This window comes from Pseudomonas allii (assembly GCF_055380095.1).
In genome coordinates this window covers 1,085,892-1,099,701 of record NZ_AP039450.1, presented here as the reverse complement: position 1 = coordinate 1,099,701, position 13,810 = coordinate 1,085,892, and the positions used below count along the sequence as shown (strand labels likewise).

General features: G+C 59.9%; 14 protein-coding genes. 9 read left to right on the top strand and 5 right to left on the bottom strand.

Annotated elements, in window-relative coordinates; translation table 11 throughout:
• Window positions 1-190 precede the first annotated feature (190 nt).
• The 4 genes from ACZ445_RS04930 to ACZ445_RS04915 all read left to right on the top strand — a co-directional run bounded on the left by ACZ445_RS04930 (window position 191) and on the right by ACZ445_RS04915 (window position 3,527).
• Complete coding sequence (locus ACZ445_RS04930; RefSeq protein ID WP_464708025.1) at window positions 191-655, top strand: multidrug transporter; 465 nt, start codon at window positions 191-193, stop codon at window positions 653-655.
• 14 nt (window positions 656-669) lie between these two features.
• The gene (locus tag ACZ445_RS04925; protein ID WP_179028598.1) at window positions 670-1,482 is read left to right on the top strand and encodes an SDR family oxidoreductase; all 813 of its coding nucleotides are present in this window, start codon (window positions 670-672) and stop codon (window positions 1,480-1,482) included.
• 91 nt (window positions 1,483-1,573) lie between these two features.
• Window positions 1,574-2,905, top strand: coding sequence for an AAA family ATPase (locus ACZ445_RS04920; RefSeq protein ID WP_464708024.1), 1,332 nt, complete (start codon window positions 1,574-1,576; stop codon window positions 2,903-2,905).
• The gene (locus ACZ445_RS04915) at window positions 2,898-3,527 is read left to right on the top strand and encodes an HNH endonuclease family protein (protein ID WP_464708023.1); all 630 of its coding nucleotides are present in this window, start codon (window positions 2,898-2,900) and stop codon (window positions 3,525-3,527) included. Before ACZ445_RS04920 ends, ACZ445_RS04915 begins: the two co-directional genes overlap by 8 nt.
• Window positions 3,528-3,529: 2 nt before the next feature.
• On the opposite strand, the gene ACZ445_RS04910 is transcribed toward ACZ445_RS04915, so the two are convergent.
• Complete coding sequence (locus ACZ445_RS04910) at window positions 3,530-4,387, bottom strand: LysR family transcriptional regulator (protein WP_179028601.1); 858 nt, start codon at window positions 4,385-4,387, stop codon at window positions 3,530-3,532.
• Between the two features lie 111 nt (window positions 4,388-4,498).
• Here ACZ445_RS04910 and ACZ445_RS04905 point away from each other — a divergent pair, with 111 nt between their 5' ends.
• The 5 genes from ACZ445_RS04905 (at window position 4,499) to ACZ445_RS04885 (ending at window position 9,006) form a co-directional block, all read left to right on the top strand.
• Window positions 4,499-5,683: an MFS transporter gene (locus ACZ445_RS04905; protein WP_464708022.1), complete on the top strand. Its 1,185-nt coding sequence runs from the start codon at window positions 4,499-4,501 to the stop codon at window positions 5,681-5,683.
• A complete protein-coding gene (locus tag ACZ445_RS04900) occupies window positions 5,680-6,081 on the top strand; it encodes a DUF4440 domain-containing protein (protein WP_071494085.1) in 402 nt (133 codons plus the stop codon). Before ACZ445_RS04905 ends, ACZ445_RS04900 begins: the two co-directional genes overlap by 4 nt.
• A gap of 106 nt (window positions 6,082-6,187) precedes the next feature.
• Window positions 6,188-7,114, top strand: coding sequence for an NAD synthetase (locus ACZ445_RS04895; RefSeq protein ID WP_310863472.1), 927 nt, complete (start codon window positions 6,188-6,190; stop codon window positions 7,112-7,114).
• Entirely contained in the window at window positions 7,104-7,562 is a 459-nt protein-coding gene (locus ACZ445_RS04890) for a hypothetical protein (protein ID WP_310863471.1), read from the top strand. The genes ACZ445_RS04895 and ACZ445_RS04890 overlap by 11 nt, the downstream gene beginning before the upstream one ends.
• Window positions 7,563-7,710: 148 nt before the next feature.
• Window positions 7,711-9,006, top strand: coding sequence for an NHL repeat-containing protein (locus ACZ445_RS04885; RefSeq protein WP_464693921.1), 1,296 nt, complete (start codon window positions 7,711-7,713; stop codon window positions 9,004-9,006).
• Here the strand turns inward: ACZ445_RS04885 and ACZ445_RS04880 are convergent.
• The 4 genes from ACZ445_RS04880 to ACZ445_RS04865 are packed head-to-tail and all read right to left on the bottom strand — an operon-like array spanning window position 9,003 to window position 13,760.
• Entirely contained in the window at window positions 9,003-9,860 is an 858-nt protein-coding gene (locus tag ACZ445_RS04880) for an HlyD family secretion protein (RefSeq protein ID WP_310863469.1), read from the bottom strand. The genes ACZ445_RS04885 and ACZ445_RS04880 overlap by 4 nt on opposite strands.
• Window positions 9,861-9,870: 10 nt before the next feature.
• Window positions 9,871-10,071 carry a DUF1656 domain-containing protein gene (locus ACZ445_RS04875; protein ID WP_058422933.1) on the bottom strand — a complete coding sequence of 67 codons (201 nt, stop codon included), beginning with the start codon at window positions 10,069-10,071 and terminating at the stop codon, window positions 9,871-9,873.
• The gene (locus ACZ445_RS04870) at window positions 10,061-12,238 is read right to left on the bottom strand and encodes an FUSC family protein (protein WP_464708021.1); all 2,178 of its coding nucleotides are present in this window, start codon (window positions 12,236-12,238) and stop codon (window positions 10,061-10,063) included. Before ACZ445_RS04870 ends, ACZ445_RS04875 begins: the two co-directional genes overlap by 11 nt.
• 10 nt (window positions 12,239-12,248) lie before the next feature.
• Window positions 12,249-13,760 (bottom strand): efflux transporter outer membrane subunit, encoded by a 1,512-nt coding sequence (locus ACZ445_RS04865; protein ID WP_058422935.1) that lies wholly within the window; start codon window positions 13,758-13,760, stop codon window positions 12,249-12,251.
• Window positions 13,761-13,810: the final 50 nt, after the last annotated feature.

Genomic DNA, 13,810 nt, shown 5'->3' with positions numbered 1-13,810 from the left:
TTGGGCTTTTGCGGTGACTGCAAGGGCCTCATCGGGGGCAAGCCCCCTCCCACCCTTGATCTGTGAACACATTCAAATGTGGGAGGGGGCTTGCCCCCGATGAGGCTCTCACAGTCACCACAGCACTCAAGGTCGCCAATCCCACCTACGCTTAAGTTAGGATGCTCGTTCCCTATTCGAGGTGGTCTCCATGTTCTTCGGCGTTCTCCTGATCATGACCTGGCTGATCCTGCTGCTGCGCTACCCCGCCAAGGCCTTGCCCGTCTCCCTCGCCGCCGCCGTGGGCCTGGGTTTCGTGGCGATCTGGGTGGTGTGGCTGGACAACCGCGAAGCCTCGCAACTGGCCCGCCTGGAACTGCGCATCAGCTATGCACCCCAGGAATGCCCCGCCGACCGCCCGCTGAAACTGATCCTCAACAACGGCAACGACGTGCCCCTCACCGAATTACGCTGGCGCGTCGCCGCCTATGCACCGGGCGACACAGTCAACCTGGCCGACAACGTCTACGCCGCGCCCCGCTATCGTGGCCCCGGCGAGTTGCAGGCCGGGGCGACGTGGGATGACTGCTTGCCTACACCGCCGCTTCGCCCCGGCTATCGCCCGCAAACCCTGGAATTTCGTGCCGAGCACCTGCAAGGCAGTTTCTCGGACTGACAAAGGACTGACCCATGCCCAACGTACTCATCACCGGCTGTTCCAGCGGCATCGGCCGCGCCCTGGCAGATGCCTTCAAGGCGGCCGGTTTCCATGTGCTGGCCAGCGCCCGCCGCGAAGAGGACGTGATCGCCCTCAACGACGCCGGCTTCCATGCCGTGCTGCTGGACGTGAATGACGGCGCCGCCCTGCAAACACTGGCCGGGCATCTGGACGAGCTGGATGTGCTGATCAACAACGCCGGCTATGGCGCCATGGGGCCGCTGCTCGATGGCGGCACCGAGGCGATGCAACGGCAATTCGAAACCAATGTGTTCTCCCTCGTCGGCGTGACCCAGGCGCTGTTCCCGGCGCTGCGCAAACGCAAAGGCCTGGTGGTGAATATCGGCAGCGTGTCCGGTGTGCTGGTGACGCCGTTTGCAGGTGCCTACTGCGCATCAAAAGCGGCCGTACATGCCTTGAGCGATGCCCTGCGCATGGAACTCGCGCCGTTTGGCGTGCGGGTCATGGAAGTGCAGCCGGGTGCGATCAATACAAGCTTCGCAAAAAACGCCGGTGTCCAGGCCGAACTGTTGATCAACGAGCAATCCCCTTGGTGGCCATTGCGCGACGGTATCCGCGCACGCAGCCAGGCGTCCCAGGACAAGCCGACACCCGCCAGTGAGTTTGCGGCGGATGTGCTCAAGGCCGTGCAACAGTCCCAACCGCCGCGCCTGTTGCGTTCGGGCAACGGCAGCCGTGCGTTGCCGCTGATGGCGGCGTTGTTGCCCAAGGGGTTGCTGGAGAAGGTGTTGAAGAAACGTTTTGGTTTGAGCGGCACGTTGTAAGCAAGCGTGAAGCCTACCTGCCAAAATCCGGGATGAATGCCATAATCGCCGCCTGCCTCTTGAAACTGACGGGCCCCACAAGGGTAATGCGATGGAAATCAGAAAAATTCGACTGAACAACGTCGGTCGTTTCACCGACTTGGAAGTCGCCTTTGCGCCAACCGAAAAGCATGCGTCCAAGGTGACGGTGTTTGTGGGGAATAATGGGGCGGGGAAGACGACGATTTTAAGAGCGCTCGCTAGCTCTCTCAGTTGGCTAGTTGCCAGAATTCGCTCCGACAGCGGCAACGGTAGCCCGATTGAAGAAGGCACCATCCACAACGGTTCAAATTTTGCCTCAGTCACCGTTGAAACTGACGAACAGTCTGTGGACTTCAACTGGTCACTGGCAAAATCCAGACGTGGTCGGAACACAAAGGTCAGCAGCGACCTTACTGACGCATCCGCTTTGGCTAATGTGTATCGAGAAACTTTAACGCATGACGTAAACGCATCTGTTCCTCTTATTGCCTACTATCCCGTCGAACGTTCAGTACTCGAAATCCCTCTTAAAATAAAAACCAAACACACCTTTAGCCAACTCGACGGTTACGATAATTCGTTGAACCGGGGCGTCGATTTTCGCCGTTTTTTTGAATGGTTTAGAGAGCGCGAGGACAGCGAAAACGAAACGGGTATTTCTGCAAGCGCATTGGCTGAGATACAGAGAATTATTGAAAACCCTGAGAGTCAGTTATGGAAGTTCCTCGTCGATTCACACGCGTCTTCCCGTGATCGACAGCTAACCGCGGTGCGCTCTGCGGTTGGTGCATTCATGCCAGGCTTCGCTAATTTGCGCGTACAGCGCAGGCCAAAATTGCATATGGCCATTGATAAATCCGGCAGCACGCTGGATGTTGCCCAGCTGTCCCAGGGCGAAAAATCAATGATGGCATTAGTCGGCGATATTGCTCGTCGCCTTGCGATGATGAATCCATCCATGGAAAACCCGCTCCATGGCGATGGGGTAATACTGATTGACGAAGTGGATCTGCACCTCCACCCCAAATGGCAGCGCCGCCTGATCCACCAGTTCACCGAAACCTTCCCCAACTGCCAATTCATCCTGACCACCCACTCTCCCCTGGTGATCAGCGACACCAAGGATGTCCTGTGCTACGTCCTTGACGATGGTGAGTTGGAAGAACGCAATGGCCTTTATGGCCTGGATGCCAACCAGGTACTGCTCTGCGTCATGGATACCGACGTGCGCAACAGCGACGTTCAGGACCGACTGGATCGTTTACTGGATCTGCTGCAAGACAAAAAACTCAAAGAAGCCAAAACCCTTTTTGAAGAGCTGTCCCTAGACCTGCCCCCCGGTCATATAGAACTGACCAAAGCTGCCCTCCTCATCCGCAAGCTGGAGTTGCGTAGTGCGTGAGATCACAAAAGGAAAGGAACCCGCAGCACTGACGCAATGGAAACGAACGCATCCTAAAGGCCGCTACCGAGAGCTGACGCACGAAGAACGAAGCGCCATTCGCCAAGCCTGCATAGACGAGCAATACGGATTATGTGCTCACTGCTGTGATGCAATAACGCTGGATAGGGCACACAACGAGCATGTAGAAGCTCAACGAGATGCACAAAATCGTACAGTGGACTTCTCTAACATTGTCGCGAGCTGTAATCGGCCCAAGCAATGCGGAGACTCACACGCCCATCAAGCGTTGCCCCTCACGGCGCTGATGGATGAATGCGAAACCGAGTTGAAGTTTTATCTTTCAGGGCGAGTGGAAGGACTAACCCCAAGAGCTATCACGTCCATTCAGGTACTGAACTTAGGGGATAGCCGAGAGAAAAACCGAGCACTGTTCAATGCTCGGCGAGACATCATCAATACGCTTCTTTTCAACAGTCGAATGGATGGATACGATCTCAAAATCGAAAATATCGACCTCCTGACAATTATTGAAGAAGAACTGCAACAACCCGACGAAAACGGACAACTCAAACCATTCTCGCCCGTGTTAGTCAATGTGATCCGCCAGATCAGCGCCTGACATCACCCCTTCATAAAATCAATAAACGCCCGCACCTTCATCGGTAAATGTCGGGTATCCGGATACATCCCATAGACCCCTTGAGGCGCAAAGCGATGGTCTGGCAAAAGGCGCACCAATCGCCCGGTGTCCAGATCGTCCTGCACCAACCACTGGGGCAACACCGCCACACCCTGGCCACGCACCGCAAAGGCCTGGAGAACTGCCGCACTGTCTGCGACAAGCGCGGTTTGACCGGCGCGGTATTGATGCACCTCCCCAGCAGGGTCGGTCACGCTCAATTCCGTCAAGCGTCCGTGCCCGAGCGCGGGCACCGCCGCCAACTCATCCAGCGTGCATGCCTGGGTTGACCCCGGTGCCGCCACCGCATAAACCTCGTAAGTCGAAAGCTGCACCGCACGGTGAGTGGAGTCCATCAGCCGTCCCAAGCGAATCGCCACGTCAAACCGTTCGGAGATCAAGTCGGCATGGGTGGAGGATGTGGATAAGTGAATATTCAGGTCCGGATGCCGGCGGCGAAAGGCCTCCACCGCCGGAGCGACCACGGCCAATGCGTATTCCATCGTGGTGGTAATTCGCAACGTACCTTTGAGCTGGGCGTGCTCTGAGCGCGCTTCTTCCACTGCCAATCGTGCTTCTTCGAGCATGCGTGTGCAGCGCAAGTAAAAGCGTTCTCCGGCATCGGTCAGCGCCAGTTGGCGAGTGTTGCGGGTCAACAAGGTGACGCCGAGTTCCGCCTCCAGGCGCTTGAGGTTGAAGCTGACCACGGCACGGGTCTGTCCCAGCAGCTCGGCGGCCGCCGTGAGCGAGCCGGCCTCGACCACGGCCTTGAAGGTGTCGAATCGGTCAAGACTAACCATGGGTTGCAGGCCTCTTTGTCAAAATATTTTTGACAAACTAGCAGGCAAACCGGCGTAGCCCAAATGATGCGTGCGGCCTACCCTGCCCGCTTCACTCGCAGGATCGCGTTCATGACCTACCGCTCGAAAGTCGCCTGGATCTTTTTGCTGGGCTTCGCCCTGGACCTGGTAAACATGTTTGTCGCCACCGTCGCCTACCCGGACATTGCCCGCGAACTGCACGCCTCGGTCACGCAACTGGCCTGGATCAGCAATGCCTATCTGCTTGGCTTGACGGCGATCATCTCGTTCAGTGTGTGGCTGGCCGCAGTGGCAGGTGAGCGAACACTGATCGCGGCCAGCCTGCTGCTGTTCGCCGGAGCCTCGGTGATGGTGGGCCAGGCGAGTACGATTGAGACACTGATCGGCTGGCGTGCCTTGCAAGGGCTGGGTGGCGGCTTGCTGATCCCGGTGGGGCAAGCCATGGCTTACCGACACTTCCCTGCGACTGAACGCAGCCAACTGACAGCGCGGGTCATGTCGGTGGCGTTGCTGGTCCCGGCACTCTCCCCGGCGCTGGGCGGGCTGCTGGTCGACAGCGTGTCGTGGCGCTGGATCTTCTACGCCAACCTGCCCTTGGCGTTGATTACCCTGTTGCTGGCCGTGCTGTGGATAAAACCCGAAGCGCCTACGTCTACCCGCCCCACTCTGGACGTGGGCAGTATTTTCAAACAGGCCCACAATCCGATGCTGCGCACTGCGATGCTGATCTACCTGTGCATTCCCGGTGTTTTTATCGGCACCAGCCTGATCGCCATTCTCTACCTGCGTGGCCTCGGCTACGACGCGAGCCAAACCGGCGCGCTGATGCTGCCCTGGGCGCTGGCGTCGGCGCTGGCGATTTTCCTCAGCAAGAAACTGTTCAATCGCTGTGGGCCGAAGCCGTTGCTGCTGGCGGGGATGGCACTGCAATGTGTCGGCATCCTGTTGCTCAACACGCCTGCGTTGATCGTGCCAGCCTATCTGCTGATGGGCTTGGGCGGCAGCCTGTGCAGCAGCACCGCGCAGACCCTGGCCTTTCTCGATACCCCCGCTGACCGCATGGGTCACGCCAGCGCCTTGTGGAATATCAACCGACAAGTCAGCTTCTGCCTGGGCGCGGCCGTACTCAGCGCTCTGCTGTCAGCCTTGGATTCCTTCGCCATAACCTTCACGATGGCGGCAGCCCTGACCCTGCTGCCTCTTTTGGCGGTGCTGCGCCTGGATGCGTCCAGGCTACGTGCACTGCTTCACCCTGCCAGCGAGCCCGACCTATGATTGACTACAGCGATTTTTTTGAAGAAGTGATCCAGACCCACGTCGAGATCGAGCAATGGTTTGCCGGTGTCGCACCCGAGGGCACCTTGCAGACGCTGCTCGCCCGCTTTTCGCCGGCGTTCAGCATGATCGCCCCCGCTACCGGCGCCCGGGTGAATGCGGCCGGGGTCAATGCACTGTTCACGCGTTTGGGCGGCATGCGCCCGGGGTTGAAGATCACCTTGAGCGAGATGGCCGGGATCGACCGGCATGCCCGTGGGGCGACGGTGACTTATCGCGAACATCAGGTGGATGCCAGCGGCACGCAGACGGATCGCCGCGCTACGGTGGTGTTTGAGAAGCAGGCCAGTGGCGCGCTGTTGTGGCGCCATTTGCATGAAACGTTTATCGCGCAATGACATAGCGACTCAGGCCGCGTCCTACAAAAAACAGCGAACGGACTGACATCACTACAAGGAAACAATCCCCAGGCTCTTTCACCTCTGTCGACTCACAGGTGAAAGGATGCCCAGGGATTTTCTGCAAAGCGGTGTGCCGCAAGCGCACACCACCACGCGCCAGCGCCTGACCAGCCTGCTGGACCTACCCAAGCTCTATCGAACCATAGACGCCGACCCGGCCATCGTCGGGGCGGGAGTGGTGCATATCGGCAGTAATTATCAGGTGACGGTGCTGCGTGAGTTTGTACCGCTGTGCAGTATCCGGCCCAAGCGCGTGATGTTGCGGGAAATGACGGGGCCGGTCAGGACGGCCGAAGAATATGCGCAGCTGGCGGCCAGTTCGGCGCGGGAGTCGCAGGTGTGGAAAGAAGCATCGGGGATGGCTCTGTCATGCGGCGGCGCTGTGATCGGAATCATCGTTGCCAAGGCAGGCATCGCGACGGCGCCCCTTAGTGCAGGTTCCAGCCTTGCAGTCAGTTACATTGCTTATACCGCTGCGGCAGCCAGTGGTTTGCAATGTATCAACGGCGTGTGGCGAACATACAGAGAGCTAGCCAACCCGGAACAGAACGATTACTACGACAGCCTGAGTTGGTATCAGGCAATGACGTTAGCACTGGATGGTATTTCGCTGGTCGGCGCGGGAAGTACTTCGTTTGTCACGGTCAAGACCGTTATGACAATAAAGAACACGACGGGTCGTGACCTGTCCGACATATTGAGGCGCATGAGCCGCCAAGAACGCGCAAAGCTGACAAACGAAGTTCTGCGCCTGCAAAACCCTCGTCATCCTCGCGAGCTGATTCGGCTGAAGCAGTTGGCCGGAAAACTCCCCAAGCGCTTCACCAACGCCCAATTACGCCGCGACATTCTCATTCAACTGGCAGACCAAGTGGGTGCCGCTTTTGCAATAGCCGGTAGTGTCCTGTCTGGAAACATCAACCATCTCGTTATCGCTGTCTACGAGGAGTTCGACAGCCATGAGCAATAAAAAAGCCCCTGCGCCAACATCGCGAACATGGTGCAATGACACCAAGCGTTTCGCTTTCACGGTGGGAACTGCGGTGTCCATGAACTTGGTCAGCAGTTCAGGCAACCTGTCACACAGCCTGTCGTATTACGCCCGAATCAACTATCTCCCCAGCGAATACGCGATGGTAGCGAGCCTGATATTGGTGCTGGCGATGTGCATGGGATTAGCTCTGGTGGCACGGGGGTTACGCTCAGGACCACCACTACTTGTGTGCACCGCAGCCCTGAATGCATTGCTTGCGGCGGACTACTTGAGGAGCCACCTCGTTTCTATGCTTGCACTGTTTCCCTTGTTTCAATCCCTGGTGTGCCTGCTGTTGCTCAATACACGAAATCACCGCCGATACGTCAGCATATTGCGGGTCAGACGGCGGCGCGAGGTGAGGGCCAACGCAAGCCGCCAATAGCCGACATCAACCTCCCGACAACTCCCGCGCAAACACCTGGCAACCTGCAATAGCCCCGGCCACCTGTCAGATCTGACAGTAGACGAGGCATTCATTCACCAACAGACTGAGGCCGGTCCTTTCTGACAGCAGATGGAGCGACACGCCAATGAACCTCCCAAGCGCCTCTTCGCAACAACCCGGTAGCCCAGACCCCAATTTCGGTAACAATGGTGTGGCCACGCTGGAGTGGATACTCAAACAACATCCCGACTTCATCGTCACCCATCATTTCAAAGGGCTGACGACCACCTTGGACGGCAAGGTGTTGTTCAGCGCCAACCTCTTTAACAATGGCAACTACGTATTCGGGTTGGGTCGCCTGAATGCAGATGGCAGCCTGGATGACTCATGGGGTAAAAATGGCCTGGTGTCAGGCATGTTCTTGCCCCTGACACAGGCCGGAGGCTCAAGGCTGGTAGCTCAACCCGACGGAAAAATCCTGATGCTGGGTTGGACATGGCACGATCCAGACACGCCATGGGCAGACTTGGTCATCGCTCGTTTCGACAGCCAAGGCACACTCGACCCTCAGTTTGCAGACGCGGGTGTGCGTGTCCTGCTGACCCACCAAAGTGAAGGGCTGACTGAAGACTCGGCAACCGTACACCTGCAAGACGACGGGTACATCCTGGTCACTGCCAACTACTCACAGCGTGCAGCACCGACGATAACAAACGGGACAGTGTTCCGCTTGCAGCCAAATGGGCTGCTGGACCCCAGCCTTAACGGCAATGGAAGGCTGGACTTCAAATTGCCCGCCCCCAACGCGGCTACTGCGGTCAACGCCTGTATCAGCCAGGGCAACCGCCACAAAATTGTTATTGTCGGTCATGCCCGTTTTGCCCCTGCTACCGATACCGCCTTTGTCGCCCGGCTCAACCATAACGGTACACTCGACACTACCTTTGGTCCCCCTCAAACACCTGGCTATCACACCGTTGACATCATCGACGAGCACACGACCTTCAATGCCCTCGTAGAACGCGCAGACAACAGCATCGTGGCTGCGGGCCAGGTTGGAGTGATCGGCGCGGGGATCACGCAGGGCCTCCTGCGGGCCATTACGCCCGACGGCGCGCCACATCTTCTATTCAACAATGGCCAGCCTCTACGGAGTCAATTCGACAACAAACGTGACAATGGTTGGCAGTGCCTGATGTTGACCAACGCCGGGAACATCGTGACCGCTTCTCGGGGTGGATGGATCTATGTGGCCCGTTTCAAAGCAGATGGCACCCTGGACCTGATCTTCAACAGAAAGGGCTATACCGACATGCAGTCCCCCGTGGTGACGGATCCTGTACTGTTGACCGAGCGAGGCGACCAAAGAATCATTGTGGCGGCAAACACCCTCGGGATCACTCCAGAAGGCGTCGGTGTGATTCGCGGGTTTCTCGGCTAACGGGCCTTATCGACAATCACCGTGCACGTAATCCCCGCCGCCAACAACACCCCATCCGGCACTTCATCAATGTGAATCCGCACCGGCACCCGCTGGGCCAGCCGCACCCAGTTGAAGGTCGGGTTCACATCGGCAATCAGCTCGCGGCTCTCGGGGTTGTCGCGGTCGTAGATGCCCCGCGAGATGCTTTCCACATGGCCCTTTAACGTCTCGCCGCTCATCAACTGCATATCGGCTTTGTCACCGACTTTCACATGGGGCAATTTGGTTTCTTCGAAGAAGCCGTAGACCCAGAACGAGTTCATATCCACCACGGCCATCTTGGCTTCGCCGATACGTGCGTAGTCGCCCCGGTGCACGTTGAGGTTGGTGACGTAGCCATCTACCGCCGCCAGCACCTGCGTGCGTTTCAGGTTGAGTTCGGCGGCTTCCAGTTGCGCCAGCGCGTGTTGGTAGTCGGCCAGTGCCGAGTCGGCGATGTTGCTGGCGTCGTCGCGGTTTTCCTTCGAAATCACCAGCGCATCGAGGTCCGCCCGGCGATGGGCGTTGACCTTGCGCATTTCCCAAGTGGCTTTGCGCGACGCGACCAGGGATTGCGCCTGCTTGACCGCAATGCGGTAGTGCTCGGGGTCGATCTGCATCAGCAGGTCACCCTTCTTCACCAACTGGTTGTCACGCACCGGCACGTCGACCACTTCGCCGGTGACGTCGGCCGCCACGTTGATGATGTCGGCGCGCACACGGCCGTCGCGAGTCCATGGAGTCTCCATGTAATGCACCCACAGCGTGCGGCCAATCCAGATCGCCAGGGCCAGTACCAGCAAGGTCGCGAGCAGGCTGAAAAACTTTTTCATCGGGGCATTCTCAACGGTAGACGGTCAGCGCCAGGGCGCCGAACAGGCAGACGAACAGGCTCAGGCGCAGCAACGCCGGGTGCCAGAAAAAACGGTACAGGTCGAACCCGGCCAGGAAGCGATCCACCCCCCAGGCCAGCCCCGCCGCGATCAGAAACATCAGGGTCATGGTCGGCATGTAGATGCCGTGGAAGGCGATTTCACGGGGCATGCGCAGCTCCTTTAAAGGCAGCGAGTGGCGATTGCGGGTCGAGCAACGAGGTGCGGATAAAGTGCAGGTAGCTTTTCACCCGACGCAGGGCCGAGGTGTCGAAGTGCGGGGCGAAGGGTTCGTCGGTGGCCTGCACGCGGCTGATCGCATGGTCGACGGCAATCAGCCCGCGTTCCAGGTTGCTCGCGCTGGGTTGCAGGAACAGCCGCACCAGCGAACGTCCCATCACGCGGATCGCCTGGCGCCACGGCTGGGACTCGGCGTACGCCGGGTGCACCGGCAGGATCGCCTGTTCCTTGCGCAACTCGATGATCGCGTGGCCGACTTCCAGCACCACGAACATCCAGCGCAGCAGGTCGCGTTGCACTTGCGGCTGGCCGACGGCGAGGCCGTAGGCCTGGTGCAGCAGGTCGCGGGTGCGGCTTTCAAAACTCGAGGCCAGGCCCTTGAGCTTGCCGCTGATCGCATACACCACCTGTTCGCGCAGGTCCTGCTCCAGGCGGCGCCACAACCAGCGGCTGTTGGGCGGCAGGATGATCGCCCCCGCCGCCGCGCACACCAGCATGCCGATGACCATGGCGATGTAGTCGTTGATAAAGGTGTAGGGGTTGTAGACCGTGAGGTTATCCGGCACCGAACCGGTGCTGAAGAAGATCAACAGGCCTACCCCGACACCCGCGTATTGCGGACGTGAAGCGAGAAACGCGCCGAAGATGATCACCGGCGCAAGCATCACGCACAGCAGCGGGAAGCCGTCGATCCAGGGGAACACAAAGAACATTTCGACAAAGCCCACCAACGCACCGATCAAGGTGCCGCAGGCCATCTGGAACGCCATGCGTTTCGGGTTCGGCGTGGCGGCGGACAGGCCCACGGTGGCGGCGGCGATCAGGGTCATGGTCGCGCCGCTGGGCCAGGCGGTGGCGACCCAGTAACTGCCGAGAACAATCAAGATAAACGACGCGCGAATCCCCGACGCGGCGCAGGCCAGCCAGTTGGTCTTCGGGATAAAGGTTTCGTCCCACTGCTCACGCGCATGGCTGTGATCGGCCAGGGACGCGTGGGTTTGCGCATAGTTGTGCAGGTCGTCGACGAAGCGGTAGAGCAGTTCGTAGGCGGTGTGGAAATCCAGTTGCTCGGCTTCGGCGGGGTCGCCTTCCTGAAAGGCTGCGCGCAGGCTGCGGACCTTGGCGGGTAAAGCGTCCTTGTAGGCAGTCAGTTGATTGACCAGACGCGCCGCGTCGGGGCTGGTGAGCGCTCGACCAGAGAAACCATCGAGCACTTCAGCCAGGTCTTGCAGGCCGGGTTTGATCGCCGCAAAAACGTGGTCGGCGGCATCGGTGCGCAGCCGTTCAAGCAACTGGTGCAAGGCATTGAAGCGCGTGGTAAGGCTCATGAACTCGCTGTTGAGGCGACTGAGCCGACCATTGCGCCGCCGCATGTGCGGATCTTCAAACACCGTGACACTGCGCAGCCCTTCCAGGCCCACGGCTTCGGCGATGAAACGTACATTGCTGGCCTCGAACCCTTCACGCTGGCTGCGCCCGCGCAGGCCATCGGTGACGAACAGCGCGAACACGCCAAAGCGCTGGTACAAGGCATTGCGCATGGCGGCGCTGGAGGTTTGCGGCAGGATCGCGGCGCTGACCAGCGTGGCGCACAGAATCCCCAGGGAGATTTCCAGCACCCGCCACACCGCTGCCATGAAAGCACCGTCCGGATGCGCCAGCGCAGGCAGGCCGACCATCGCCGCCGTGTAGCCGGCCAGCACGAAACCATAGGCGCGAAAGTTACGATTGCGCGTGGCACCAGCGGTGCACATGCCCACCCAGATCGCCAAGGCACCAAGGAACAACTCGGTGTTCTGCGCAAACAAGGCGATCAGCAGCACCATCACCGCCGACCCCGCCAGAGTGCCGAGGAAGCGATAGAAGCTCTTGGCGAACACCTGGCCGCTTTGCGGTTGCATCACGATAAACACGGTGATCATCGCCGTGCGCGGTTGCGGCAACTCCAGGCGCATGGCCAACCACAGCGTCAGGAACGCGGCGGCCAGCACCTTGAAGATATACACCCAGGTCACGCCGTCGCTGCGTGCCCAGTCGAAAAAACCACGGCGCCACTCAAGGGCATGCAGCCAGCGCAGCGGTGCAGGCAAGGGAGTCATCAAATCCTACTCAGTGATCAAACACGGCCAGTGCCGTCGGGGTCTTGCTCGGGAGGGTCTTGGTGTCTTGCGGTACGTCGCTGCCGGCACGGAGGCCGCCGCCCAGGGCGGTGACCAATTCGGCGTGGGCGCTCAAGCGGGCGGCCTGCACCTGTTGTTGCACCTGCTGCTGGCGGAACAGCAACGTCTGCGCATTCAGCACATTGAGGTAGTCGGTGAGGCCGCGCTGGTAGGCGATCATCGCGATGTCGTAGGTTTTCTGCGCCGAGGCCACCGACTGCGCGGCGAAGGACGCTTGTTTATCCATCGACTCGCGACGGATCAACTGGTCGCTGATGCCTTTGAGCGCGTTGACCAGCGTCTGGTTGTACCTGGCGACCGCGATGTCATAACCGGCGCTGGCTTCACCCAGCTCCGCACGCAGGCGCCCACCGTCGAAGATCGGCAAGGTGATCGCCGGACCGACGTTGTAGTTGAATTTCTTGCCCGCCAGGAATTCCAGCATGCCGCCACCGGTGGCCATGTAGCCGAGGCTGCCGACCAGGTCCACGTTGGGATAAAAACCGGCGTGGGCCACATCGATGCCACGGGCCTGGGCTGCAACCTGCCAACGGCTGGCGACCACGTCCGGGCGCTGGCCGATCAATTGCGCAGGCAGGCTCGATGGCAACTTCAAGGGCGCGGCGAGGGACAGGCCCGGGCGCTGCAACTGCGCGCCCTCACCCGGACCTTTGCCCGCCAGGGCCGCCAACTGGTTACGGCTCAGGGCTATTTCCTCGTCCAGGGCATCCAGTTGGCGGTGGGTTTCCGGCAACGGGGTTTGGGCCTGGCTCACATCGAAGTGGGTGCCGATGCCCGCGTCCAGGCGTTTGTTGGCCAGGTCGAGAATCTGCTGCTGTTGTGCCAGCGTGGCCGCGACGATATCGCGGTTGGCGTACTGCAACGACAGCTGGATATAGGCGCGCACCACGTTGTTCTGCAATTCGAGCTGAGCCTGGCGCGCCTCGGCGACGCTCATGTGGGCAAGGTCGACGGCGCGCTCGGTGGCATTGCTTTCACGGCCCCACAGGTCGAGGGCATAGCTCAGGCCCAGGGACGCATTGTTGTCCCAGGTATTGGCACCGCTCAGCTCACCCGGCCCGTAGAACTGATCCTTCGGCCAGTTGTGGCGCTTGAGGCTGGTGTCGCTGTTGATCTGCAACGACTCGGCAGACTCGGCAACCCCGGCCATGGCCCGTGCTTCACGCACCCGCGCGGCGGCCATGGCCAGGCTCGGGCTGTGTTGGGTAGCGAGGTCGACCCAGCGGTTCAGTTGGGGATCGCCGTAGGCTTGCCACCAGTGTGCGGTGGGCCAGTGGGCGTCCTTGGCGGCGCTCTGGATGGCGTCGTCGGTGGCCAGGTCATTGGCGTTCAGGGACTGGCCCTGTGGGGCGATTCCTCCGGTTCCGATGCAGCCGCTGATTGCTAACGATAAGGCCCAAACACTGAGAGTCTTCAGCTCTCTGCTGATGCGACGCGGCACTGCTGCGAGTTCCTGAGATGGTGTAGCGGGGAGAGGTGGCGCAATTCTAG

Bases quoted from the DNA above. Each gene is read 5' to 3' on its own strand.
- ACZ445_RS04930 (WP_464708025.1), top strand. From the start codon at position 191: ATGTTCTTCGGCGTTCTCCTGATCATGACCTGGCTGATCCTGCTGCTG.
- ACZ445_RS04925 (WP_179028598.1), top strand. From the start codon at position 670: ATGCCCAACGTACTCATCACCGGCTGTTCCAGCGGCATCGGCCGCGCC.
- ACZ445_RS04920 (WP_464708024.1), top strand. From the start codon at position 1,574: ATGGAAATCAGAAAAATTCGACTGAACAACGTCGGTCGTTTCACCGAC.
- ACZ445_RS04910 (WP_179028601.1), bottom strand. From the start codon at position 4,387: ATGGTTAGTCTTGACCGATTCGACACCTTCAAGGCCGTGGTCGAGGCC.
- ACZ445_RS04905 (WP_464708022.1), top strand. From the start codon at position 4,499: ATGACCTACCGCTCGAAAGTCGCCTGGATCTTTTTGCTGGGCTTCGCC.
- ACZ445_RS04900 (WP_071494085.1), top strand. From the start codon at position 5,680: ATGATTGACTACAGCGATTTTTTTGAAGAAGTGATCCAGACCCACGTC.
- ACZ445_RS04895 (WP_310863472.1), top strand. From the start codon at position 6,188: ATGCCCAGGGATTTTCTGCAAAGCGGTGTGCCGCAAGCGCACACCACC.
- ACZ445_RS04890 (WP_310863471.1), top strand. From the start codon at position 7,104: ATGAGCAATAAAAAAGCCCCTGCGCCAACATCGCGAACATGGTGCAAT.
- ACZ445_RS04885 (WP_464693921.1), top strand. From the start codon at position 7,711: ATGAACCTCCCAAGCGCCTCTTCGCAACAACCCGGTAGCCCAGACCCC.
- ACZ445_RS04880 (WP_310863469.1), bottom strand. From the start codon at position 9,860: ATGAAAAAGTTTTTCAGCCTGCTCGCGACCTTGCTGGTACTGGCCCTG.
- ACZ445_RS04875 (WP_058422933.1), bottom strand. From the start codon at position 10,071: ATGCCCCGTGAAATCGCCTTCCACGGCATCTACATGCCGACCATGACC.
- ACZ445_RS04870 (WP_464708021.1), bottom strand. From the start codon at position 12,238: ATGACTCCCTTGCCTGCACCGCTGCGCTGGCTGCATGCCCTTGAGTGG.